At 63.6% G+C, this 23,914-nt stretch carries 25 protein-coding genes; 14 read left to right on the top strand and 11 right to left on the bottom strand.

The features are described from left to right. Position 1: 1 nt before the first annotated feature. Complete coding sequence (locus NEK97_RS14855) at positions 2 to 1,024, bottom strand: ABC transporter substrate-binding protein (protein WP_257370584.1); 1,023 nt, start codon at positions 1,022 to 1,024, stop codon at positions 2 to 4. Between the two features lie 375 nt (positions 1,025 to 1,399). Here NEK97_RS14855 and NEK97_RS14850 point away from each other — a divergent pair, with 375 nt between their 5' ends. From NEK97_RS14850 to NEK97_RS14820, 7 genes are all read left to right on the top strand, one after another. Next, a complete protein-coding gene (locus NEK97_RS14850; protein WP_235517166.1) occupies positions 1,400 to 2,263 on the top strand; it encodes a CoA ester lyase in 864 nt (287 codons plus the stop codon). 2 nt (positions 2,264 to 2,265) lie between these two features. Continuing rightward, positions 2,266 to 3,180: a DUF2797 domain-containing protein gene (locus tag NEK97_RS14845; RefSeq protein ID WP_257370583.1), complete on the top strand. Its 915-nt coding sequence runs from the start codon at positions 2,266 to 2,268 to the stop codon at positions 3,178 to 3,180. Positions 3,181 to 3,285: 105 nt separating this feature from the next. Further along, positions 3,286 to 3,510, top strand: a complete 225-nt coding sequence (locus tag NEK97_RS14840; RefSeq protein WP_257370582.1) for a DUF3188 domain-containing protein — start codon at positions 3,286 to 3,288, stop codon at positions 3,508 to 3,510. A 30-nt stretch (positions 3,511 to 3,540) separates the two neighbouring features. After that, the gene (locus tag NEK97_RS14835) at positions 3,541 to 3,990 is read left to right on the top strand and encodes a MaoC family dehydratase N-terminal domain-containing protein (RefSeq protein ID WP_211712086.1); all 450 of its coding nucleotides are present in this window, start codon (positions 3,541 to 3,543) and stop codon (positions 3,988 to 3,990) included. Positions 3,991 to 3,992: 2 nt separating this feature from the next. Further along, entirely contained in the window at positions 3,993 to 4,430 is a 438-nt protein-coding gene (locus NEK97_RS14830) for a MaoC family dehydratase (protein WP_257370581.1), read from the top strand. Between the two features lie 41 nt (positions 4,431 to 4,471). Then, positions 4,472 to 5,746 (top strand): sugar MFS transporter, encoded by a 1,275-nt coding sequence (locus NEK97_RS14825; protein WP_257370694.1) that lies wholly within the window; start codon positions 4,472 to 4,474, stop codon positions 5,744 to 5,746. Positions 5,747 to 5,755: 9 nt separating this feature from the next. Then, positions 5,756 to 6,823, top strand: coding sequence for a UDP-N-acetylmuramate dehydrogenase (locus NEK97_RS14820; RefSeq protein ID WP_257370580.1), 1,068 nt, complete (start codon positions 5,756 to 5,758; stop codon positions 6,821 to 6,823). Between the two features lie 46 nt (positions 6,824 to 6,869). On the opposite strand, the gene NEK97_RS14815 is transcribed toward NEK97_RS14820, so the two are convergent. Then, positions 6,870 to 7,349 (bottom strand): hypothetical protein, encoded by a 480-nt coding sequence (locus NEK97_RS14815; protein WP_235517162.1) that lies wholly within the window; start codon positions 7,347 to 7,349, stop codon positions 6,870 to 6,872. 85 nt (positions 7,350 to 7,434) lie between these two features. Here NEK97_RS14815 and NEK97_RS14810 point away from each other — a divergent pair, with 85 nt between their 5' ends. Both NEK97_RS14810 and NEK97_RS14805 read left to right on the top strand, forming a co-directional pair. Further along, the gene (locus NEK97_RS14810; RefSeq protein ID WP_257370579.1) at positions 7,435 to 8,559 is read left to right on the top strand and encodes a winged helix DNA-binding domain-containing protein; all 1,125 of its coding nucleotides are present in this window, start codon (positions 7,435 to 7,437) and stop codon (positions 8,557 to 8,559) included. Between the two features lie 645 nt (positions 8,560 to 9,204). Further along, on the top strand, positions 9,205 to 9,888 hold the full coding sequence (locus NEK97_RS14805; RefSeq protein WP_257370578.1) for a DUF559 domain-containing protein: 684 nt from the start codon (positions 9,205 to 9,207) through the stop codon (positions 9,886 to 9,888). 22 nt (positions 9,889 to 9,910) lie between these two features. Here NEK97_RS14805 and asd read toward each other — a convergent pair whose 3' ends face one another. From asd to NEK97_RS14760, 9 genes are all read right to left on the bottom strand, one after another. Then, complete coding sequence (gene asd, locus NEK97_RS14800) at positions 9,911 to 11,053, bottom strand: aspartate-semialdehyde dehydrogenase (RefSeq protein WP_235517159.1); 1,143 nt, start codon at positions 11,051 to 11,053, stop codon at positions 9,911 to 9,913. Positions 11,054 to 11,174: 121 nt separating this feature from the next. Continuing rightward, positions 11,175 to 11,396 carry an NF038396 family protein gene (locus tag NEK97_RS14795; RefSeq protein ID WP_235517158.1) on the bottom strand — a complete coding sequence of 74 codons (222 nt, stop codon included), beginning with the start codon at positions 11,394 to 11,396 and terminating at the stop codon, positions 11,175 to 11,177. A 10-nt stretch (positions 11,397 to 11,406) separates the two neighbouring features. Next, complete coding sequence (locus tag NEK97_RS14790; RefSeq protein ID WP_257370577.1) at positions 11,407 to 12,006, bottom strand: dihydrofolate reductase; 600 nt, start codon at positions 12,004 to 12,006, stop codon at positions 11,407 to 11,409. Further along, positions 12,003 to 12,806 carry a thymidylate synthase gene (locus NEK97_RS14785; protein WP_308292493.1) on the bottom strand — a complete coding sequence of 268 codons (804 nt, stop codon included), beginning with the start codon at positions 12,804 to 12,806 and terminating at the stop codon, positions 12,003 to 12,005. Before NEK97_RS14785 ends, NEK97_RS14790 begins: the two co-directional genes overlap by 4 nt. Beyond that, entirely contained in the window at positions 12,803 to 14,452 is a 1,650-nt protein-coding gene (locus tag NEK97_RS14780) for a hypothetical protein (protein WP_257370576.1), read from the bottom strand. The genes NEK97_RS14785 and NEK97_RS14780 overlap by 4 nt, the downstream gene beginning before the upstream one ends. Positions 14,453 to 14,523: 71 nt before the next feature. Beyond that, positions 14,524 to 15,492 (bottom strand): NUDIX hydrolase, encoded by a 969-nt coding sequence (locus NEK97_RS14775; RefSeq protein WP_257370692.1) that lies wholly within the window; start codon positions 15,490 to 15,492, stop codon positions 14,524 to 14,526. Positions 15,493 to 15,500: 8 nt separating this feature from the next. Continuing rightward, complete coding sequence (locus tag NEK97_RS14770) at positions 15,501 to 17,750, bottom strand: RNA degradosome polyphosphate kinase (RefSeq protein WP_257370575.1); 2,250 nt, start codon at positions 17,748 to 17,750, stop codon at positions 15,501 to 15,503. Between the two features lie 90 nt (positions 17,751 to 17,840). Then, positions 17,841 to 18,812 (bottom strand): mycothiol synthase, encoded by a 972-nt coding sequence (mshD, locus tag NEK97_RS14765; RefSeq protein WP_257370574.1) that lies wholly within the window; start codon positions 18,810 to 18,812, stop codon positions 17,841 to 17,843. A 237-nt stretch (positions 18,813 to 19,049) separates the two neighbouring features. Continuing rightward, positions 19,050 to 19,748: a response regulator transcription factor gene (locus NEK97_RS14760; RefSeq protein WP_090817688.1), complete on the bottom strand. Its 699-nt coding sequence runs from the start codon at positions 19,746 to 19,748 to the stop codon at positions 19,050 to 19,052. 261 nt (positions 19,749 to 20,009) lie between these two features. Between NEK97_RS14760 and NEK97_RS14755 the strand changes: the two genes are divergently transcribed. The 5 genes from NEK97_RS14755 (at position 20,010) to NEK97_RS14735 (ending at position 23,815) form a co-directional block, all read left to right on the top strand. Further along, on the top strand, positions 20,010 to 20,744 hold the full coding sequence (locus NEK97_RS14755) for a permease (RefSeq protein ID WP_257370573.1): 735 nt from the start codon (positions 20,010 to 20,012) through the stop codon (positions 20,742 to 20,744). 166 nt (positions 20,745 to 20,910) lie between these two features. Beyond that, positions 20,911 to 21,510 carry an FABP family protein gene (locus NEK97_RS14750; RefSeq protein WP_235517151.1) on the top strand — a complete coding sequence of 200 codons (600 nt, stop codon included), beginning with the start codon at positions 20,911 to 20,913 and terminating at the stop codon, positions 21,508 to 21,510. A 67-nt stretch (positions 21,511 to 21,577) separates the two neighbouring features. After that, positions 21,578 to 22,300, top strand: a complete 723-nt coding sequence (locus tag NEK97_RS14745; protein WP_235517150.1) for a flavodoxin family protein — start codon at positions 21,578 to 21,580, stop codon at positions 22,298 to 22,300. Between the two features lie 22 nt (positions 22,301 to 22,322). Then, positions 22,323 to 23,408, top strand: coding sequence for a folate-binding protein YgfZ (locus tag NEK97_RS14740; protein ID WP_257370572.1), 1,086 nt, complete (start codon positions 22,323 to 22,325; stop codon positions 23,406 to 23,408). After that, positions 23,405 to 23,815: an ankyrin repeat domain-containing protein gene (locus NEK97_RS14735; protein ID WP_257370571.1), complete on the top strand. Its 411-nt coding sequence runs from the start codon at positions 23,405 to 23,407 to the stop codon at positions 23,813 to 23,815. Before NEK97_RS14740 ends, NEK97_RS14735 begins: the two co-directional genes overlap by 4 nt. Positions 23,816 to 23,914: the final 99 nt, after the last annotated feature.

Here is a 23,914-nt window from a genome sequence, read left to right as displayed (position 1 = left end):
GCTATCCCTTCTTCGCGAGGTCGTTGAAGTCGTTGGTGTAGTACTTGGACGGCGCCAGGTCGCCCTTGAGGATGCCCGAGGACTTGAGCCAGGCCTCCCAGCGGGTGAAGTCCTCGTCCTTGATCACGCCTGCATCCGGAACGCCCGGGCTCTTCCAGAACTTCAGGTTGGCTGTGCTTTCGTTACGGCCGCGGCTCTCGATGATCTTGGTGAAGCGGGCGATCACTTCTGCGCGCGGCGTTTCCGTTGCCCACTTGATGGCCTTGGCCACGCCTGTGGTGAAGGTACGGGTGGTGTTGGGGTTCTTCTCGATGAAGTCGTTGCGGAGCACGATCTGCCCGCCGGCAAACGATCCAAACAATTGGACATCGCTGAAGAGGGACCGCAGTCCGCCTGCTTCGACGGCATGGTCCTGCAGGATCCCGCCGAGCGTTCCGGCATCGACCTGGCCGCGGCGGATCGCTTCCTCGGTGTCGTTCGGTGCCAGCGGGACAAGCTGGACCTGCTTGATTTCATCCTGGCTTAGTCCGTTCTTGGTCAGCCACGTGTTGATGACTGCCTCATGGTGGGCGCCGAGGGTGTTGACTGCAATCTTCTTGCCGATCAGGTCCTTCGGGCCTTTGATGTCGCTGTCTGCCTTGACGTAGTAGCCGCTGAAGTTCTTGTCGTCAGAGCCGTAGTAGTTCACGACGCCCTTCACGGGCGCTCCAGCCTCGATCAGTTTGACTACCGCGCCGGAGAAGGCGCCGCCGAAGTCGGTCTGGTTGGTTGCTGCCGACTGGATGTCCTGCGGGCCGCTGGTGGTGTTGCCCACCCAGTTCAGTTTCAGGTCGCCCAGGTAGCCCAGGTCCGCTGCGAGTTCGGGGAAGGTCACGTTGTTCGCTGAGCCCTGGTAGCGGAGTTCCTTGACCTCGTTGCCTGCTTGGTTGGCTTGTCCGGCTTCGGCTGCACCGCCGCAGCCGGATACCGTCAGCGCTAGTACGACGGCGGCCGCGACGCTCAGGAGGGGCAGATGCAGTTTCATGGGAGCTACTTTCAGATGATGGGGGTGTTGGGTGGTCGGCCGATGCAGGAGTTTGGAAACCCGTGCAACGGCTTGGGAACGATGAAAGCCCATTTCGACGGTGGCTGGAAAGTGCCGCGGTAACGCCCGGAAACGCAGCGAAACAGCCCGACACGGGAAGAAATCGCGGGCAATTCCCGGCAACCGGGGGACACAAGACGCTGCGTTGAGCCCTGTGAACAACAACGTCCGGTGGGCGTCGTGTGACTGGCGGGTACCGCCGTCGGGCGTTCATACTGCCGGACCCCACAGTCATATGGGGTTTAGTTCGTATTGATCCTCACAACCGGGCGAAATTCTTCGCCTTGCGGCGCGCGGGACGGATACGGTAGATACATGACGTCTAGCATCGCCGCCGAGTCCATTCGGCCTACCCGCAATATTCCTGCCGATATCGCCCGTTCCTGGCTTCTTGTCAATGCCATGAAAACGGAGCTTTTTGAAGAATCTGCGGGTTCGCGGGCAGACGCGATCATCCTCGACATTGAAGACGCCGTAGACCCCTCCCAGAAGGATGCCGCCCGCGAGAACGTGGTGAACTGGCTGACCGCAGGTGGACAGGCATGGGTCCGGATCAACGACGCCACCAGCCCGTTCTGGGCCGACGACCTTGCCGGCCTGCGTGGCACGCCCGGACTTCTGGGTGTCATGCTCGCCAAGACCGAGTCCGCTGACCAGGTCACCGAGTCGTACCACCGCATGGATGGCAAGACCCCCGTTGTGGCCCTGGTTGAATCGGCCCTCGGCATCGAGGAAGCCAACCACATCGCCCGTGCGCAGGGCGCTTTCCGCCTCGCCTTCGGTTCCGGCGACTTCCGCCGCGACACCGGCATGGCGGCCACGCCCGAGGCCATGGCCTACCCGCGCGCCAAGCTGGTTGTCGCCAGCCGCGTCGGTAACCTGCCGGGCCCCATCGACGGACCCACCGTGGGAACCAACCACCCGATCCTGCGCGAGCAGACCGGCATCACCGTGACCATGGGCATGACCGGCAAGCTGTGCCTGGCCATTGACCAGACAACGGTCATCAACGAAGTCATCAGCCCCACCCCGTCGGACGTCGCCTGGGCCACGGACTTCATGAACGACTTCGAAGCCAACGGCCGTGTCATCCGCGACGGTTCCGACCTTCCGCGTTTGGGCCGTGCCGAGAAGATCATGAAGCTCGCAGTGGCTTTCGGAGTCCAGCCTTCCCTGTAGGGATGCTGGTCCACGGAGTCTCATGGGACTCTTCCGTCCCTGCGTTGAGGCTGTTGTCGCCGCAGGCGGAATTTACTGATGTTGCGTTGGCCCGGGGTACGTCCCTGGGCCTTCGCGTTGCCCCCGGTTTGTGGTGCCTTGGCCATACAAAGGTCCACGGACCCGGAGACCGGACGTATGTTCCCTGCCCCAGTGGTGCCCCGGCGGAGCGGGGCAAGCAGTGCGGTGCGTGCTTTGCGCGCGACGAGCCGCGGTTGATGCATGACTTCCACCGCGGTGGCTCCGTACCGTCAGGGCTGAGGGCCTACCTCATGCAACCGCACTGGCTCTACGTGGCCACCTTCGCGAACGGCGCAAGCAAGGTCGGGACAGCTTCAGCGCCACGCAAGTGGAACCGCCTTGCTGAACAGGGCGCCGTGCATGCCTCCTACGTGGCGCACGCGGAAGACGGCCGCATTGTCCGTGTCCTGGAGGACCTGATAACCCGCGAACTCGGCCTCGTCCAGCAGGTCCGCTCGGCGGCAAAGGTGACCGGCCTGGTGGAGCCGCGTTCCGGCGTCGAGCTTGCCGCTGGGAACCGCCGGCATGCCGGGCGCGTGCGGGAACTGTTGGGCGGCCTGGCCATGACCGGTTACACGGTGGTGGAGGAAGAGTGGGAGAGGCCTGCGCTGGCGGACACCCTCTGCGCCGCGCACACCGGCCTTCGCCACCGTTATCCGGCAACGTTCGACGGCGGTGGGCACGGTGTGCGGGTCCGCTCGCTGAGCGGAGCAATCGCCTTGGTTGGCCTCCCCGATGCTTCGGGAAACGAGGTGGAGGGCAGTTTCGTGGCAGACCTTGGTGCCTTGAAGGGCCGCAAAGTGGAGTTCGGCCCGCACACCACCGAGATCCCGGCCCTGCAGGACTCCCTCTTCTAACCCCCTCCCGTTGTGGGGCCTGTTGTGCGGGGTATTTCGTGGTCGTGGGGCGCAGAGTGGGCCCCGCAACGCAACCCCTTCAACGCGCGCCGGTAGACTTGGACGGTGCTTGAACAATTCTGGGCCACCGCCCCTATGTCCTACAAAGTGCTGGTCTTTGGCGCCATGGGCCTGATCGCCGTCGGAATTATCCTGAGCATTGTGGGCAACACGTCCGGCAACCAGGGACTGGCATTGGCATCGCTTCCGCTGATCGGCGTCGGCCTGCTCCTGCACGTTGCGGGGCTCGTGGTCCGCGGCCAGAAAATCCGCAAGGACTACAGGAAGTAAACCAACCCTTCGGGCCGATAGGGTTGGATCATGAGTATCAATCCGGACTTGCAGGGCCGAAGCTACCCTGCCGCAGAGGTATACGACGTCGGGCGCGAAAAGATTCGCGAGTTCGCCCAGGCCGTGAAGGCAACCAACCCCGCGCACTTTGACGTGGAGGCGGCCAAAGCCCTCGGACACAGCGACCTCGTAGCCCCGCCAACGTTCGCCATCATCGTCGCCCAGCGCGCAGACGCGCAGCTTGTCCAGGACCCAGAGTCCGGCATCGACTTTTCCCGCGTGGTCCACGCCGACCAGCGGTTTACGCACCACCGCGCCATTGTTGCCGGTGACCGTCTCGTGGCCGAACTGCATGTCGACGGCGTCCGGGCCATGGGTGGTGGGGCCATGATCACCACACGCTCCGAAATTTCCACCGAAGCGGGCGAAAAGGTCGCCACCACCACCTCATCCATCCTGGTCCGCGGAGAGGGACAGTAACCATGAGCCTCACATTCGAAGAACTTGCTGTTGGCCAGGAAATCGGTACCCGCAGCATCGACGTCACCCGCCAGGACCTGGTCAAGTACGCGGGGGCCTCGGGCGACTTCAACCCGATCCACTGGAACGAAGCCTTCGCTACCTCGGTTGAACTGCCCGGAGTTATTGCGCACGGCATGTTCACCATGGGAGCCGCAGTGCAGCTGGTGAGTGACTGGGCGGGCGACCCGGCCGCCGTCGTCGATTACCAGACCCGCTTCACCAAACCAGTCCTGGTCACGGACACCACCGGCACGGACGAACCCGGCGCTGTCATCGATGTCACCGGTGTGGTGGGAGCCCTCGACGCCGACGCCCACACCGCCCGTATCGACCTCACTGTCGTCGCCGGCGGACAGAAAGTCCTCATGAAGTCGCAGGCGGTCGTGAAGGTCTCTTGAATCAACCGAACCCTTCCCCGCAACGCGCCACTGCGACCCAGATGCTCCAGTGGCGCGTCGCTGTCCTGACGTCCTATGCGGCCAGCGGCGTTGCGTTCGCCACGTGGGTGTCGCGGCTCCCGGCGATCCGTGACGGACTGAACCTGACCCCCGGCGGCATCGGGCTTCTGCTCATGTGCATGACCGTGGCGTCGTTCATTTCGATCTCCGCATCCGGGCTCATCGTGCTGCGGCTCGGGCCCAAACTCACCAGCTGGATTGGAAGCTGCATGGTGGGGGCAGGCCTGGTCACGGTTGGCGTCGGGGCGTCCATCGCGGCGAACCCTGTGGTTGTTGCCACGGGTTTGGTGGTACTGGGCCTTGGCACTGCCAGCTGGAACACGGCGTCGAACGTCGAAGGCGCAGCTATGGAGCGGGCACTGGGACGGCACGTCATGCCGCACCTCCACGGCGCATTCAGCCTCGGTACTGTCGCGGCTGCGGGGTTTGGTGCCTGGGCCGCCGCCGTGCACCTGGCCGTGTTCTGGCATTTCCTCATCGCGGGAGTCGTGGTGGCTGGCTCCGTGGTGACCGCAGGCTTCTTCTTCCGGGCCGAGAAGACTGCGGCGCCGGCCCGTGCTCCGCGTCCGGAGGAAACCGATACCTTCCAGGACCCCTCTACTGGACCGTTGCCCATTATTACGGCGGAAACCGGGACCGCCGCTGCGCCACTGGACAACAAACGGCTCGTGGCCCTGGCTTGGCGTGACCGTCGAACGCTGCTGATCGGCGTACTGGTCCTCGGCCTGGCATTGGCCGAAGGGGCTGCTGGAGACTGGGTGGCTTTGGCGTTGTCCGACGGCTACGGCCAATCGGACGCAGCAGGAGCGGTTGGCTACGGCCTGTTCGTGACGTTCATGACCATTGGACGCTTCGCCGGCACCGTCATCCTTGACCGGTTTGGGCGGGTAGTGGTGATGCGCTGGTGCTCGGCCACCGCCGTCGTGGGTTTGGCGCTTTTTGTCTTTTCGCCCGTGCCTTGGCTTGCTTTCGTGGCGCTGGCTGTGTGGGGCCTCGGTGCCTCGCTGGGGTTCCCGGTGGGAATGTCCGCCGCAGCTGATGACCCCGTGCACGCTGCCGCCCGCGTTTCCGTCGTCTCCACCATTGGCTACGGTGCGTTTCTGTGCGGACCGCCACTCCTGGGCCTGCTGGCCGAACACTTTGGCATCCTCCACTCCCTGCTTGCACCTCTTGTGATGCTGGTTGTCAGCTTCTTCCTGGCCCCCCTCGCCGGGCAAACCACAAGGAAGTCCATGGAGCCCAACGAAGCCCGTTAGGCTTGATTGGTGACCCAGACGCTGCTTTCCGAATTGACCACCGCCGCTGTTGGCGGCCCCGCAGGAAACTTTGTGGAGGCCCGCACCGAGGCTGAAATCATCGACGCCGTACGGTCGGCTGACGCTGCAGGCGAAAAACTCCTCATCATCGGCGGCGGATCCAACCTTCTGATCTCGGACGAAGGCTACCCCGGCACAGTCCTTAAGATCGCATCCGAAGGGTTCACAGTGAACTCCGAGGACAGCTGCGGAGGCGTGTCGGTGGTGGTACAGGCCGGCCACAACTGGGACGCCCTGGTCCAACACGCCGTCCTGCACGCATGGTCCGGCCTGGAAGCGCTGTCCGGCATTCCGGGTGCCACAGGAGCTACGCCCGTGCAGAACGTGGGAGCTTACGGCGCTGACGTATCGCAAACCATTGCGGCCGTGCGGACCTGGGACCGTGAACGCAACGCTGTGCAGACCTTCACCAACTCCGAGCTCAAGTTCGGATACCGCGACTCCATCCTCAAGCAGACCACGGTGGAGGGCTCGCCGCGCTACGTGGTCCTGACCGTCGAGTTCCAGTTGCCGCTGGGTCGGATGAGTGCCCCTATCCGGTACGCCGAGCTGGCCCGGGTGCTGGGCGTGGAGGCAGGCAAGCGCGCCTACTCCAACGATGTCCGCCGTGAAGTCCTTCGGCTCCGGGCTTCCAAGGGAATGGTCCTGGACGCAGAGGACCGGGATACCTACTCCACCGGCTCATTCTTCACCAACCCGATTGTGCCCGCAGAGCGCGCCGCGGGGCTGCCAGCGAACGCACCGCAATACCCCGCCGGAACGGATGGACTGGTGAAGCTCTCCGCCGCCTGGCTCATCGACCAAGCCGGGTTCGGGAAGGGCTTCGGGCTTGAAGAGGGCAGTGTTTCCGGGGGCCGGGCGTCCCTGTCCACCAAGCACACGTTGGCCATCACCAACCGTGGTTCAGCCTCAGCTGCGGACATGGTGGCGATCGCGCGCGAGGTGCGTGCCGGCGTCGTCGAGCGTTTTGGTATTGAGCTGCACCCGGAGCCGCTGTTGATCGGTGTGTCCCTCTAAGACGCGTTCGCTGGGGGGCTCCCGGGGATCTTGCCCCTCGGCGGTCCTAGCGTGTTCGCCGCTCGGCGATCGGCAGGACCTTGTTGAGCAGCAGGAACGTCAACCCGCAACTGATGGAGCCCAGAAGGAATATCTGGCTAAAGGCGATGCTCTGGGGCGAGGGACCACTCGGCATGAACAGCCCGGCTGCAGCGAAGCCCACCAAGCCCAGGAGCATGACAACTGACCCGAGCAGGAAGCTGCGGACTTGGGCGGCCGCCGCCGGGTAGAACCACGGCTCCGGGGCGTCATCATCACGATCGGACACGGGCTGGCTGGCCGCAGCTGTTCCAATGAGGAGCGCGGCCGTAGCCGTTGCGACCAGACTGACGGTTTGGATGGCCTGCATCGATGGGGAAAGGCTGACGCCGGTCCCGACGGCCACGATCAGACCGGCACCAAGTCCAACGAGCGTGCAGAACCAGCCGGCGGTAGCCAACCACCGGCTCATCGGCCGCACGAACGGAGCGAGGTCACCAAAAAGCATGAACTTATCCTAGGTTCCCCTGCTGGGTGACGGCTGGGAGGCGCGGCAAGGTTCCCTGTGCCCGCGTGCGCTCTTAGGATGAAGCATGCCTACACCGCTGACTCCCCGCGTCATGGGCCGGCTCCGGCTCGCCAGCCAGGGCCTTCTGGCTGGTGGCTTCCCTGGCATCGCCGATGCCGTCCGCTGGATGACGGCCATGCAGGCCCAGGACCTTGGGATGGCTTTCTGGGCTGTTGGGAAAAGGGTGCCCGGTGTTGCGGCCTCGGACGTCCGTGCAGCCCTCGATGCCGGGACGGTGGTTCGCTCCTGGCCCATGCGCGGGACCCTGCACCTGCTGGCACCCGAAGATCTGCGCTGGATCCTCGGTATCACCAGCGGCCGGCTGGCAATGGCGGTGGCGAGCCGGCACCGCGAACTGGCCATCACTTCCGACGACATCAGCCACTGCCGGGACATAGCGTACAAAACCGCCGAAGTCCTCAAGACAGGCGAGGGTGCCGCCGGGGCAACCCGCGAACAGCTGTTCACCGCTTTTGAGGAAGCCGGCCAGCCCACTACCTCCCAGCGGGGCATCCACATCCTGGGAACTTTGTGCCGCGAAGGATGGCTGGTCCAAGGACCCATGGCGGCCTCTGGCGGAAAAGCCGGCGTCCAGCAACTGTTTGTCCCCTTCGAGGACTGGATTCCGGAGTCCAGGGACCTGGGCCGTGAGGAAGGGATAGCCGAACTCCTCTTCCGGTACTTCCGGGGCCACGGTCCGGCGACCATCAAGGACTTTGCGTGGTGGAGCCAAGTGCCGCTCACCGAGGCCCGCGCTGCCTTGGCAGTTGTGCGGGACCGCTTGGTTGAGCTTCAATTCCGCGGAGCCAGCTACTGGCTGTCACCCGAAGCGGCAGCAATGCTTGACGACGGCGTTCCCGGCTCCCGCTCGCTGCTGGCACTGCCTGGGTTCGACGAATACCTTCTCGGCTACCAGGACCGAAGCCTGGTTCTCGCCCCGGAGTACGCCGAACGCGTGGTGCCGGGGAATAACGGCGTCTTCAAGCGCATCATCGTTTCCGGAGGCGAAGTGGTGGGGACCTGGGCCCGTTCGGGCTCCGGGAAGAACGCCGGGGTGGTCCCGGAACCGTTTGCAGGCGAGCTTGGTCCTGCCGCCGAGCGGGCGTTCCAGGCTCAGGGACGGGCGTACCTGAAGTTCATGGCGAGCTGAGGCCGGCCCGCTGTTCCGCTGCTGGGGGTAGGTCTGGGTGGTCCGTTGCTGGCCCGCTGTTCCGTGGTTGGCCAGCGACGTGGGAGCGGGTTGGCAACGGGTTTGGGTGGGAAGTGGTAGGGCTGGGGCACGGGGCTGGGTTGGTCCGTTGCTGGCCCGCTGATCCGTGGTTGGCCAGCGACGTGGGTGTGGGTTGGCAACGGCTCTGGCTGGGAAGTGGGAGGGCTGGGGCACTCCTCGGCGCCCCGACTCCGATGGGATGGTCGGGGTTGTCCACATACGGGAACTGACCCATGGTGGGCTATGTCCGCGCGCCCGGAGGATGGACACATGCAAACAAAGAAACTTGACCACCACATCTCGCGCCTCTGGCCCGGCACATCGGTAGCCACAACAGCAGACTTGTCCGGACTCGGCTTTAGTGATCGGGTGCTCACAACTGGCGTCCGCTCCGGGAAACTGATCAGGCTTAGGCGTGGTGCCTACGTCAGGGCCCAGGATTGGCATCGGAGAAAGCCATGGGAACAGGACCTGCTGCGTATAGAGGCGCATCATCGTGGCGCGCGAACAACCAGTGTCTACAGTCATGTCAGTGCCGCACGGTTGCACGGATGTTCCCCTTGGGACAGTGGTGCCCAGGTGCACGTGACCACACCGTTTTCCCCGTCCCAGGGGAGCTCTGGTGACGATGTTGTGGCCCACGGAGGGCCGCTGTCGGGTACTGAGATCGTCGAGGTGCTGGCCCCCTGGCAAAGGCCCATCCCGATCACCAGCCTTGAGCGCACCGTGGTGGACTGTGCACGGACCTTGGACTTTGAGCGGGCTCTGGTAATCGCGGACCAAGCTCTTCGAAAGGGTGCTGATCCGCAGGTTATGCGGAATTACCTAAGCACCGGAGCGATCACGCGGGGTGCCCGACGCTTGTGGCGGATCCTGGACGCCATGGATGGGAGGTCCGAATCAGTAGGGGAGACGCGCACACGTGCGCTTCTGGACCGGCTCGGCATCGTTGGCGCAGACCTTCAGGTAGAGGTCACGACGCCCATCGGAACCTACAGGGGAGACTTCGGCTGGAGGGACCACAAGCTCATCCTTGAGTTCGATGGTCGAGCCAAGTACTTCGACTACGCACCAACTGAGGACGTCATATTCCAGGAGCGGCGGCGGGAGAAAGCCCTTATGGCAATGGGCTGGAACGTCATTAGGATCGAGTGGGGAGACCTCAGCAGGCCCTGGGAGGTTGAGCGTCTGCTCAAAACCGCCTTGGCCAAGGCAGGAAGTCGAAAACCCGCTGTTCCGTTGCTGGGCAGCAACAGAACAGCGGGTTAGCGACGTTCGGGGCGGGCGGGTACTAGAGCTTGCCCGTCGCGATGTTGAGCATACGGCGGAGCGGCTCGGCTGCACCCCACAGGAGCTGGTCGCCCACGGTGAAGGCGCTGATGTATTCCGGGCCCATTTCGAGCTTGCGGATACGGCCCACGGGGATGTCCAGCGTGCCGGACGCAGCCACCGGGGTCAGGTCCGCCATGGAGGCTTCCTTGGTATTGGGAACAACCTTGGCCCACTCGTTGTCCTTGGCCAGAAGGTTCTCAATCTCGGTGACGGACAGGTCCTCACGCAACTTGAGCGTCAGTGCCTGCGAGTGGGAGCGCATGGCACCAATGCGGACACAGAGACCGTCCATGGCGATGTGGTCCTTGCCGGCGGTACCGTTTCCGGTGCCGAGGATCTTGTTGGTTTCTACGCCGGCTTTCCACTCTTCCTTGGATTGGCCGTTGCCGAGGTCGGCATCGATCCAGGGAATCAGGGAGCCAGCCAACGGGACGCCGAACTGGGTGGCGTCAACGCCGGTGCGCTGTGCCGCGAGGACCTTGTGGTCGATCTCCAGGATGGCGGAGGCGGGATCTTCCAGTTCACTGCTGACCTCGTTGTTGAGGGTGCCGAACTGGTTCAGGAGCTCACGCATGTGGCGGGCACCGCCACCGGAAGCGGCCTGGTACGTCATGGACGTACCCCACTCCACGAGGTTGTTCTTGAAGAGGCCGCCGAGGCCCATCAGCATGCAGGAGACCGTACAGTTTCCGCCGATGAAATCCTTCACCCCGCCGGAAAGGCCTGCGTCTATGACGTCGCGGTTGATGGGGTCCAGCACGATGATGGAGTCGTCGTTCATGCGCAGGGTGGAAGCAGCGTCGATCCAGAGGCCGTCCCAGCCACGGCTGCGGAGTTCACCATGAACCTGCTTGGTGTAGTCGCCACCTTGGGCGGTGACAATAATAGGCAGCTTGGCCAGCGTCTCAATATCGAACGCATCCTCGAGCTTGCCTGCCCCCTCAGCGAAGGAAGGGGCGGCACCTCCTGCATTCGAGGTGGAGAAAAATACCGGGTTGATGTTGGCGAAGTCGTTCTCTTCCTGCATGCGCTGCATCAGGACGGAGCCGACCATGCCACGCCAACCGACCAGTCCAACGGACGGATTAGCTGCTGTAGTCATTCACCAAGTCTAAACTTTCGGAGCGGACTGCCGCTGTTGGTTACGTCACGGGCGGGACGCACGACGACGACACCCGGCCAGGCGGCCGATCCAACCTCCACGCCCGCTTCCGGCTGGAAAGCTAGTTGCCGGCTTCATGCTCCTGAACCAGAGCAGCTTTGCGTGCCCGGACGGCGAAGAATGAGCCAAACGTGAATACCTGGGTCACGATCACCAGGATGATGATGCCCACGATCTTGTTTCCGCCCAGGATCATGGTCAGTCCCACGATGGCAGAGATCAGGGCAAAGAGCGGCAGCAGCATGTAGCCCAGCACGAACAGGGTTTCGGGTTTCTTCAGCATGCAGTCGTTCCTAGGGTTCGTTCCGGCGCCACGAGGTGAACCGGTAGTTTGTGCCATTTTTGGCGGTGAGCCAGCCTTCGGCCGGCGCCATGGTGTCAAAAGTCCAATCATCCCCGAGTTCAGGCGCAAAAGTGTCGCCATCGAAGTCGGCATCGATGATGGTGACCACTGCGAGGTTGGCGAGGTTCATGGACTGCTCGAAAATCTGCGCGCCGCCGATGATCCACACTTTTTGGCCGCCGGGCGCGAACTGGGATTCCAGCAGGGCCTCGTCAAGCGAGGAAACCACCAGTGCGCCTTCTGCTTCTGGCGTGGAGGCCCATTCAGCGTTCCGGGTCACCACGATGTTGGTGCGCCCGGGCAAGGGGCGGTACTTCGCGGGGAATGACTCCCAGGTCTTGCGTCCCATGATGACGGGGTGACCGGTGGTGAGTTGGCTGAAGTGCTTCAAATCTTCCGGCAGGTGCCATGGCATGCTGCCGTCCTTGCCGATCACGCCGGCCTTGGTTTGGGCCCAGATCATTCCGATCCCGGTCATGGCGGCAGCCGTCTCCTGGGTAAAGATGACGCCGGGGAGTTGCGCGGGAACGTCGGGGGACGGGGTGCTCATACGGCGATCGGTGCCTTGATGGTTGGGTGGTGGCGGTAGTCCACAACCTCGAAGTCATCCAGGGTGTAGTCGAAGATCGAGTCAGGTTTGCGGAGGATCTTCAGCTGCGGGTATTCGTACGGTTCGCGGCTCAGCTGCTCGGCAACTTGCTCCACGTGATTGTCGTAGATGTGGACGTCCCCACCCGTCCACACGAACTCACCGGGTTCAAGGCCCAACTGCTGCGCGACCATGAGCGTCAGCAGGGCGTACGAGGCAATGTTGAAGGGGACGCCCAGGAACGTGTCCGCCGAACGCTGGTACAGCTGGCAGGACAACTTTCCGTCGGCCACGTAGAACTGGAAGAACGCGTGGCATGGGGGCAGGGCCATGTCCTTGAGCTCGGACACGTTCCAGGCGGAAACAATGTGTCGTCGTGAATCCGGGTTGCTGGCCAGGCCCTTCATGACCTCGGATATCTGGTCGACATGTCCACCGTCAGGAGTGGGCCAGCTGCGCCACTGGACTCCGTAAACCGGCCCGAGCTCGCCGTCCTGATCCGCCCATTCGTCCCAGATGGAGACGCCCTGGTCCTGCATCCATTTCACGTTCGAGTCGCCGCGGAGGAACCACAGGAGCTCCACTGCCACGGACTTGAAGTGAACCCGTTTGGTGGTGATGAGGGGGAAGCTTTCGGCAAGATCGAACCTCAACTGACGGCCGAAGACGCTGCGCGTCCCGGTTCCGGTGCGGTCCGACTTGTGCGTGCCGTTGGCCATGACGTCGCGCAGAAGGTCTTCATAGGGGGTGGGGATACTCACGGGTCCAGCTTACTTTGCCGGGGCGGGTTGGCCATCACGGAGTTGGCATGTCGAGGGCGGGGAATAGCCTGGATAAGTCCCCGTACAGGGGTGATGGCGGTGATGACGGCGATCGCTGCCAGCACCATTCCGAGGGTAACGGCGGGGCTTGGTGCGAGCGGATAGACCCCCGGGGTGGGCACGAACAGCTGGTACCAGGCATCCCCCGAAGTCATGAGGAGAAGGGCCGATTGCCCCAGGCAGTAGGCGCTCAGCGTCCTGATGATGCGGTACATGGAGATTGCCCTCAGGGCGGCGTCCAAGCCGGTGTCGCCGTCGTCTTCGGGGATACCACGACGCCGGCGGGCAGCAAGGATAGCAGCGGCACCTGCCGCGGCGGCCAGCAAGGTCCCGGTTACGGCAGCCGGCCATGCCGCGGCAGCGAATGGTTGCCCGGCGTGGATGGCCACGACGAAGGTGAGGGACGCAACGAACAGCAGCGCGCTGGCCAACGCGAAAGACGACAGCCCGCGGGATATTAGTCGTAACGGCCACCTGACGGGTGCCTCAAGGGTTCCGTAATTTCGTCCGATGAGAATGTCTCCTCCCCAAATGGTTACCAGGAGGAGTGCTGTCACCAGCCCGAGCGCAAGGGGTGCGACCCACGAATTTTGGGGTTGGCTCAGCGCGTACATTGCAACGAAACCCGCGACTGCCGCCAGCCCTCCAAGAGTGCCGAGTGCAACGCCGATGCTGATGGTGAGCCGGGCTGCTCCGTGAGTTCCGGGGTGAGCACGGAGGGCCCATACGCTGGTGGACTGCCCTGCAGTGCAGAGCGAAGGCATGCGGGGAACCGGCCACCACAACATCACCAGCAGTACCGCCATATTGACCACGCCCAGGGCATTGAACCAGGACGATTGCCACCCGGATCCGGTTTCTGGTTGTGCCGCGAAATTCCCGGCAATGGTGGCAAGCCCGGCCGCAATGGTTGCCACCGTGCGCAGGAGCCGGTTGGCCGCGATGCGACGGAGGGTTCGGTCGTCGTCGGCGTCGAGCGCTTCCAGCTGGCGGCGGCGCCCGATCAACCACAGCAACAGCAGGGTGCCGGAGGCGAGGACCAGCAGCGCGCCTCCGAGCCACGCGGCCAGCTCCCAACCCGGAATCCTGCCGTCCTGTCCTTGACCGTAGTATCCGGTGTCGACGTCCTGGGGCTGCGGGGTAGCTGAAGGGGCAACCGGGGTGTGTCCGGGAAGGGTGGCAATCCACGCTAAGACCACGGCCGTGAAGGCGAATATCGATGTGGTGGTCCAGGCGAGCCGTCGGGGGAGGAACTCCCAGCCCGGGCGTTCGGTAAACCTGCGTTGCCCCTTGGCCGCTGGATAGCTGGACTGGCCCAGGGCATGGATGGCGAGGCAGGCGAGGATGGGCCATGCCAGGGCGGTGCCAATCTGTTCAGGAGTTGCTTGAGCAGCCGACACGGTTGGGTTTCCGGGCAGGATCCCGGCGTTCATGGCCCCTTGGAGCGAGCTGGCCATCCAGCCGATGATTCCCACCCAAAGACCATGCGAGGCCAAGGACCGGGCATCGGGCTTTGACCAGACCAGCATCCGAAGGAACAGGTACACCACGACAGCCCCGATACCCGGTCCCAGCACTGCAACCACAACAAGACCCCCAAGTCTTTGAAACGAAGTTCCTACGATTCGTCACAAAGAGCCGGGGGTCAAGTCATACGTCAGTCGTCGAAGGGTTTGACCTGCTCCACGGAGACGATCTTCCGTTCGGCACCCCGCGCTACCTGGCACACGATGACCTCGCCGGGGGCCAGGTAAGGGTCCGCGCCCGGCAGGACTGCCCTTAAAGCCGGAGGCATGTGCTGTCCCAATTGCTTCAAAGCCGTAGGCAGTGCAGGTCTGTGCGTGCACACAGCTATGGGCACCTGTTTGTCGAACAACGACTCAACAGCGGCCGCAGTCTTTTTGGGGGAGCGCTGATGGTGGTGTTCCGTGAGGGCTTCCACCAGCTTCACCTTGGCCCCACTGGCTTTGGCGTAGGGTGCGATGGTGGCGACGCACCGCACCCATGGGCTGGTGACGACGCGCTGGGGCTTCCACACGCCGAGGAGGCGCTGGACTGCCACAGCCTGCCGCTGGCCGGTTGCCGCCAGCGGCCGGTCACCTTCGGCCTTGGTCCACGAGGACCGGGGCTTTGCCTTGGCGTGGCGGATCAGGATCAAAGGCCACGTGTCCAGCTCGCCACGGACGTGCGCCTTTTGAAGGTATTCCAGTGGCTCCACATCGCTCGGGTTGCTCAGGAATGTGGCCGCCCGGTCCGGGGTGCACCACATGACGCTGTCCACCTCTTTCCCATCAGGGCGCAGCTGCGCGCCGTTGACCTTGATGGCCCAGTACCGGACCACCTTCAGCCCGGCAGCCACGTGGTAGTGGATGGGTGGGAGCGGGATGCCCAGGGTGGCCTGGAGCCCGATCTCTTCCCAGACTTCGCGTGCGGCGCATTCGGGAACCGTTTCGCCGGCGTCGAGCTTTCCTTTGGGCCAGGACCAATCGTCGTAGCGCGGCCGGTGGATCAGGAGCACCTCAAGGGCACCCTTGTTGAGCCGCCAGGGGATGCCTCCGGCCGCAACAACGGCCACCGACTCGCCAGGGTGATCTGTTTGATCGGCCACGGGGGTATCGCTGTTCAACTGCTTCTCTACCGCCGTGCCGATGCTCGCTGCCGGGAACGCGATTCCAGGAGCCATGACTGCATATCCAACAGCGGTTTGCCGTCGGCGTCCAGGTGATGGCGCGTCCAGTGCCCTTGGTTGTCCAGGTGCCAGCTCGCTGTTCCGTCGTCAACGTAGCGGCGCATCAGGTCCATGACCGTCATTGTGTCTTCCTTGCTTGCCAACTGCACCAGGGCCTCCACACGACGGTCCAGGTTGCGGTGCATCATGTCGGCCGAACCGATGTACACCACAGGCTCGCCACCGTTCCCGAAAGCGAATACGCGGGAGTGTTCCAGGAACCGGCCAAGGACGGAGCGGACGGTGATGTTCTCGCTGAGCCCCTGAACCCCTGGGCGCAACGAGCAGATACCGCGAACGACGACGTCGACCTTCACGCCAGCCTGCGAGGCGCGGTACAGGGCATCGATGATCGCTTCGTCCACCATCGAGTTGACCTTGATCTGCACCAGGCCGGGGATACCTGCACGAGCATTGCGGATCTCGGTTTCAATCCGTTCCACCAACCCGGCACGCACGGACCGGGGCGCCACCAGCAGCCTCTTGAACGTTGACTTGGGCGCGTAGCCGGAGAGCTGGTTGAACAGCTTGGACAGGTCTTCGCCGACCTGTTCGTTGGCGGTGAGCAGACCCAGGTCCTCGTAGTACCTTGCAGTGCGCGGGTGGTAGTTGCCGGTTCCGATGTGGCAGTAACGGCGCAGGCCGTCCACCTCCTGGCGGACAACCAGCGACAACTTGCAGTGCGTCTTCAGTCCGACGATGCCGTAGACCACGTGCACGCCTGCCTGTTCCAGCTTCCGTGCCCAGGAAATGTTGGCTTGCTCGTCAAAGCGGGCCTTGATCTCAACCAGGGCCAGAACCTGCTTGCCTGCCTCTGCGGCATCGATCAGGGCGTCCACGATGGGGGAGTCGCCGGACGTCCGGTACAGGGTCTGCTTGATGGCCTGCACCTTGGGGTCCGCCGCAGCCTGCTCCAGGAAGGCCTGGACCGAGGTGGAGAACGAGTCGTACGGGTGGTGCAGCAGGATGTCCCTGCGGCGCATCGCGGCAAAGACGTTCGCTGCCTTGGACGTTTCCGATTCGTTCAGGTACCGCGACGTGTGCGGCACGTGCTTGGGGTAGTGGAGGTCGGCACGATCGATGCCGCTGATCGCTGACAGCCCACGCAGGTCCAAGGGTGCCGGCACGGAGTAGACCTCGGACTCCTCGACGCCGAGCTCACGGATGAGCAGTGCCTTGATGTTCGGGTTGATGTCCGTGGTGACTTCAAGGCGCACGGGAGGACCGAAACGCCGGCGCAGCAGTTCCTTCTCCAGGGCCTGAAGGAGGTTCTCGGCGTCGTCCTCTTCAACTTCGAGGTCCTCGTTGCGGGTGACGCGGAAAGTGTGGTGCTCCAGGACTTCCATGCCGGGGAAGAGCTTGTCCAGGTGCACGGCAATAACTTCTTCGAGGGCGATGAACCGGGCCACGCGTCCGGGGATGGCGCCGGCACGCGGACCGTCCACGGAGATCAGCCGGGGGAGCTGGTCCGGAACCTTGACACGGGCAAAGAGTTCCTTCTCGCTGACCGGGTTACTGACAATGACAGCAAGGTTCAGGGAGAGCCCGGAGATGTAGGGGAACGGGTGGGCGGGGTCCACGGCCAGCGGGGTCAGGATGGGGAAGACCTTCTCCTGGAACATGGCGCTGATGCGGTGGCGGGCATTCTCATCAAGTTCATCCCAGTGCATGATGTGGATGTGCTCGTAGGCCAAGGCGGGGCGGATTTGTTCAGCGAAGACCCGCGCGTGGCGTTCCTGCAGCTTGTGGGCCTCCTCGCCGATCTGCTCCAGTACCTCGATGGGGCTCAGCCCGGCGGGGGACGGGACCGCCAGCCCGGTAGCAATACGCCGTTTGAGGCCAGCCACGCGAACCATGAAGAACTCGTCAAGGTTGGAGGCAAAAATGGAGAGGAAATTGACGCGTTCCAGCAAGTAAAGGTCCGGATCTTCGGCAAGTTCCAGGACCCGGGAGTTGAACGCCAGCCAGCTCAGCTCGCGATCAAGGAAACGGTCCGGGGAGATGTCCCCTTCAGGCTCCAGGCTTGGTGCGAACTCAGGAATGTCGATGCGGTCTTGTGTGGCACGCGAGGCCGGGACCTCCGATGATCCGAAGCGCGGAGGCAACGTAGCGCCCTTCGAGGTGGATCCGGCGGTGCCGACGGGGTCCGGCTGCATGGGTTTCTCCTAAGCTCAGGACAGGGTTTCCTCCCACATTACAAGCAATTCGGGTGCCCGAATCCAAGATGTCCCGGCATTCGCACCAGGTTAATCCTTGGCGACCGGACCGTACATGACATCGGTATCCCATCGAACGAAGCCGAGCTTCTGATACAGGGCTACCGCGGCCTCATTGTCGGCGTCCACGTAAAGCATCACAGCGTGCAGGCCCTTGTCCTGGAGATAGGTGATCCCGGCCACGGTAAGGGCCTTGCCGAGGCCCAGGCCTTGGGCTGCCGGGGTCACCCCCACCACGTACACCTCGCCGATGGCCGGGTGCGGACCCTGCCGCGGATGGACCTTGGTCCAGTGGAAGCCCAGCAGTTCACCGTGGCCATTGACGGCCAACAGGAAGCCTTCGGGGTCGAACCAGTCCTCGGACTTGCGGGCCTCAAGGTCCGCCAAAGTCATCGAACCCTGCTCGGGGTGGTGTGAGAACGCCGCCCGGTTGGCGTCCAGCCAGGCCTGCTCATCCTGGCCCGGGACGAAGGCGCGCAGCGTGATCCCGTCCGGAAGGCCGGCGTCGGGCAGTGCTGAAGCAGAAGACATGAGCCGCATTTTCCACAGCTCACGCACCGGCGAATAACCGAAACGGGCTGCAAGCCCGGCAGCGGCTTCATGGTTTCCGTGGGACCAGGCGCTGAGGCCGTCCAGGCTCCGCTTTTCCTGGAGCGCGGCCAGCAGGCGGCCCGCCACCCCTTGGTTGCGGTAGCTCGGGTGGACCGCCAGCTCCAGCACGCCGCTGCCGTCGGGGCCTTCAACCACGACGGCGATCCCCGCCAGATCTTCCCCGGTCGCCGGATCTGAGTCCTCGTCAGGGGCATAGATGGCCAGGGACAGAACGGAAGATTCGCCCGAGTCGGCGCCGCGCAACATCACCAAAGTCTGTTCTGAGAGGGGAGGATTCCCATCGGATTCTTCCGCTGCAGCGGCAAGGGTGGTGAAGTCCTTGAGGAGTTCGGCGTCCAACGCGCCGTTGACGATCAAGACGGGCCAGTTCTCCGGGTGCGCGTGACTCATGATGCAAGGCTATACGCCACGGGCAAACAGCGGGATTTGAAGTAGCCGCTAAACACGGATAGTCTCTATATCTCGTTCGGCTTTGCGGCTAGACCGCAGCAGTGAACGCGAGGGGGATCCACCAGTGGGGTGGCCTCGATACGTTCGACCCGTATGTCCTCCACCACAGAATAAGGAAAAGGCCGGAATCCGCAGGGATTCCGGCCTTTTCTGTATCAGGCCCGCATCAAAACGTGCTCAGGCTTCAGAGAGTTCGTCGTCGGGAAGGCGAACCAACGTCAGCCGGTAGCCGACGTTGCGCACGGTGCTGATCAGGTTTTCGTGGTCCACGCCCAACTTGGCGCGAAGGCGCCGGATGTGGACGTCCACTGTCCGGGTTCCCCCGTAGTAGTCGTAGCCCCACACTTCGGTCAGCAGCTGTTGGCGGGTAAACACGCGCCCTGGGTGCTGTGCCAGGTACTTGAGGAGTTCGAATTCCTTGAAGGTCAGGTTGAGCGGTTGGCCGTTGACGCGCGCTGTGTAGCTCGCCTCATCAATAACGACGCCGGCCGCCCGGATCTCTGTCTGGGTTTCCTCTTCGCCGGTGACGGCCCGCGCCATGGCCAGGCGGATGCGGGCCTCGACCTCGGCCGGTCCCGCGGAGTCCAGCACGATGTCATCAACAGCCCACGCCGACGAGACTGCAGCCATGCCGCCTTCGGTGAGGATCAACATCAGGGGTGCGCTGAGGCCGGTGGCCTTGAGCAACTGGGTCAGCGAGCGGGCACCCACAAGGTCTTTACGGGCATCCAGGAAGACGATGTCCGTGGGATCGGTTTCCAGCAAGGCTGTGGGTTCCGCCGGGAGGATGTGCACACGGTGGTTCAACAGTTCCAAGGCAGGCAGAATGTCCACCGAAGAGCCGGTGCTGTTCGTTAGGAGCAGGATGTGCGACATAGTTCCTCCAATGGGCTTTACGCGCATCATCGGGCGTCGAAACCGGAGTCTCACCGGTCGGTCACAGCACGCAGGCCGCCTCTTCCCGTTGTAACGGGATCAAGGCATACACTGTGCGCCGTTGAAGTCTGAGTATACCCACCCGGGCCCGGCCAGACAGGGATTCGTGACGGGCAGGGGGCGGAATTACGACATATTGGCCTGGGTTAAGGCAGGATTGTCGAGAGGTCGTAAGGCGCATCGGATTGAGGTCGGCACACAGTGAAGTCTTGGAGCATCGGGGTATTCGGACTTGTGGCGCTCGCAGCCATCGTGGCCAGCACCTTCGTTTCCCGGGAAGCCATGGTGGGCGTGGGCATCGTGGCCTCTGCAGCCGTGGGCATCGGGTGGCCGCATTTCCTGGCGGTTCCGGCCAAGAAGACCCTGGCCGCCGTCATTGGGCTTTCGGGTGCGGGATCGGCTGTGGCCGCGGCTTACATGCCGGCGCCGGGTTTCCTGGATGGCGCCCCCGCTTTCGTTGCTTTGGGCGTCATGGCAGTTTTCGTCGTCCAGCTTGTCCGTGGCACGGGCCAGGCCCAACGCCTCGAATCGACCCTTGGCTGCTGCGCCGGCGTCCTGCTGAACTGCCTGGGCGCAGGCTGGATTGCCGGTGCCCGTTTCAACGGGGTCAAGGAAATGGTCCTCGTGGCAGGGCTGAGCGCTGCGGTTGCCCTGCTGGTGGGAATCATCCGTTGGCCCGACCGTATCGTGGCCCCGCTCGGCGTGGTCATGGCGGCCCTGATGGGTCCGTTGGCCGGCCTTGTCTTCTCGGACATCGCAGTGCTTCCCGCGGCGCTGGTGGGTGTCGTCGTCGGATCGGTGCTGGTCAGCTTCCGGCGGATGACCACGTTGCGGCGCGGCCGGCTTAACCTTGCTGCCGCGATTGGCATGGGTGTCGCACCCGTATGGGCCGTGGGCGCCTTGGCTTACTTCATCGACAAACTTCTCATCTACTAACGGTTAGGATGGCATCATGTCTGTTCTCGCATATGAAATCTTCTTCCTCGTTCTCCTCGGCCTGGCAAGTGTCGCGATGGCATGGTTTGCCGGCTATGTCGTCTACCGTCTGTTCCAGGGCCAGAAGTAGGACTTTTGGTTCTGCAGTCCAAGCAAGGTTGCCGCTGTGCCTATTGAGATCCCAACTGACCTGACGCCTGAACTCGTCCCCCTTTCCTGGCTCATTGGTGAGTGGGAAGGCCGTGGACGGCTAGGCAGTGGAGACGAGGATTCCGAGCACTTCGTCCAGCATGTCTCCTTCACCCACAACGGCCTTCCGTACTTGCAGTACAGGGCCGAAACCTGGCTCAGTGACGACGCCGGCGCAAAGCTGCGTCCGTTGACGGTTGAGACGGGTTTCTGGGCATTGGAGCGAAAGCTTGAAGAGGGCGACGGCGGCCCGGGACTGATCCCGGCCGACATCGTCCCTGTGCTCAAGACCGCGGACGAGGTGGAGGAGCGCCGGAACGACGACGGTGGCTTCGACATCTCGGTGTCCATCGCTCATCCCGGTGGCATCACCGAGCTCTACTATGGCCAGATCAAGGGGCCCCAGATCCAGCTCAGCACCGATATGGTGATGCGCGGAAGCCACTCCAAGGAGTACACCGCAGCAACCCGGATCTTCGGCCTGGTTGACGGCAACCTGCTATGGCGCTGGGATGTTGCTGCCAGTGGCAAGGCCCTCGAAGCGCACGCCTCGGCTTTCCTCAACAGGGTTTCCTGACAAGAGGTCTTCCTGACAAGAGGTCTCACTGTACGTTCCGCCTAGCAACCAGCAAAAGGAGCAGATAGTGAACACCAACCTCAAGCCCCAGGGCTACGAGGGCCTGAAGGCCGTCTTCTTCAATGGCACCCTCAAGCCCTCGCCGCAGTTGAGCAATACCGACGGCCTGATCAGCATCAGCCGCGCCATCATGGAAAAGCAGGGCGTTTCCACCACCCTCATCCGCACGGTGGACCACGACATCGCCAGCGGCGTCTACCCGGACATGAGGGAACATGGTTGGGCGACGGACGAATGGCCCGAGCTCTACCCCGCAGTGCGGGATGCCGACATTGTGGTGGTTGCCGGTCCTATTTGGCTGGGTGACAATTCATCGCAGACCAAGAAGCTGATCGAACGCCTGTATGCCCATTCCGGCGAGTTGAACAGCAAGGGCCAGTGGGCGTTCTACCCGAAAGTCGGCGGTTGCCTCATCACTGGCAACGAAGACGGCATCAAGCACTGCGCCATGAACGTGCTGTACAGCCTCCAGCACGTCGGCTTCACGATCCCGCCCCAGGCCGACGCCGGGTGGATCGGTCCCGTGGGTCCGGGCCCCAGCTACCTGGACGAAGGATCGGGTGGCCCCGAGAGTGATTTCACCAACAGGAACACCACGTTCATGACGTGGAACCTCCTGCACATGGCCAAGATCCTTCGGGACGCCGGCGGGATCCCCGCGTACGGCAATCTTCCGGCGGAGTGGAAAGCCGGCACCCGTTTTGATTTCGAGAATCCGGAATACCGCTAAGCCGCAAGGACTTCTACTACATATGACTTACAAGAGCCCCCTGTTGTCGCGCCCTGGCGCGGTCGAAGATACCGGCCTCGACGCCGGTGTCGCGGCGCATTACGGTGAACCCCTGCGGGAGCAGCGCGCCCTGGCGACCGGAACCGCCGTCGTCGATCTTTCGCATCGTGGGGTGGTGACTGTGTCCGGCCCGGACCGGCTCAGCTGGCTCAACACGCTGTCGTCGCAGCAGCTCACCAATCTGCAGGCCGGCGTCTCAAGCGAGTTGCTCCTCCTCAGTGTCCAAGGCCGCATTGAATTTGATGCCCGGGTCATTGACGACGGCGCGACCACCTGGCTGATCGTCGAGGCGGCAGAAGCAGGTCCCTTGGCCGAGTGGCTGAACAAGATGAAGTTCATGCTCCGTGTCGACATCCAGGACGTCTCTGAGCAGTGGGCGGTGGTGGGTGCCACCAAGCCCGTAGAGCAGTTGTCGTCGAGCCTGGTGTGGGAAGATCCGTGGCCGCGTGTCGGCCCGGGCGGCTACGCCTACAGCATCGTCCCGGAGGAGTCCCATCCGGGCCTCGAGCGGCCCTGGTTCGAGTACCTGGTCCCGTCCGCTGAGCTGGAACATGCCGTGGATGGCCTGCCGTTGGCCGGCGCGATGGCCGCGGATGCCCTCCGTGTTGCTGCGTGGCGGCCAAGGCTTGGCGCTGAGACGGACGAAAAGACCATTCCCCACGAATTGGATCTGCTCCGCACGTCCGTCCATTTGAACAAGGGCTGCTACAAGGGCCAGGAGACCATCGCGCGGGTCCATAACCTGGGGCACCCGCCGCGGCGCCTCGTCTTCCTGCAGTTGGACGGTTCGCAGCACACGTTGCCGGCAGTCGGTAGCGTCGTATTTGCCGGGGAACGCAAGGTGGGTACCCTGACATCTGTGGCGCAGCACTTCGAAATGGGGCCAGTGGCCTTGGCTGTCATCAAGCGGTCAGTGTCGGCTGAAGAAGACCTGACGGTTATGGACGGTGACGAGCCTTACGCCGCTGCCCAGGAAGTGATCGTCGCCCCCGACGCCGGCCAGGTCGTCGGGCGCCAGACCGGATTCCTGAAGGGACCCCACCGATGAGCCAACCCACCAACGCCGGTACCGAGGGCGGCGCAGACGACGACGCCTTGGCACTCGCCCACGCTCTGTTCGATGCTGCCCGTGAAGGAAACACGGACTTACTGAGGGGCTACTTGGATGCCGGTGCTCCGGCGAACCTGACCAATGCCGCAGGGGATTCCCTCTTGATGCTGGCCGCCTACCACGGCCACGACGAGGCCGTGCAGCTGATCCTCCATCACGGCGCTGACGTCAATGCGGCCAACGACCGCGGCCAGACGCCACTTGCCGGCGCTGTTTTCAAGGGCTACACCAGCGTCGCACGGGTCCTGCTGGATGCGGGTGCGGACCCCGACGCCGGTCAGCCCACCGCCCGGGAGGCCGCCGCGATGTTTGCCCGGGCGGAGATCCTGGCACTCCTGGGCTGAACCACCACCAGGACGGCCCGGTCGCCACGGCGGCCGGGCTTTCTTGCGTCATACTATTCCACGTGGAATAGTTGTTGTGGAATATATGAGGGGAAGGCC

This window comes from Paenarthrobacter sp. UW852, assembly GCF_024608385.1.
In the GTDB taxonomy this organism is placed as follows: Bacteria; Actinomycetota; Actinomycetes; order Actinomycetales; family Micrococcaceae; genus Arthrobacter.
Note: the sequence above shows the minus strand (reverse complement) of the source record. Positions and strands in the feature narration are given on the sequence as shown.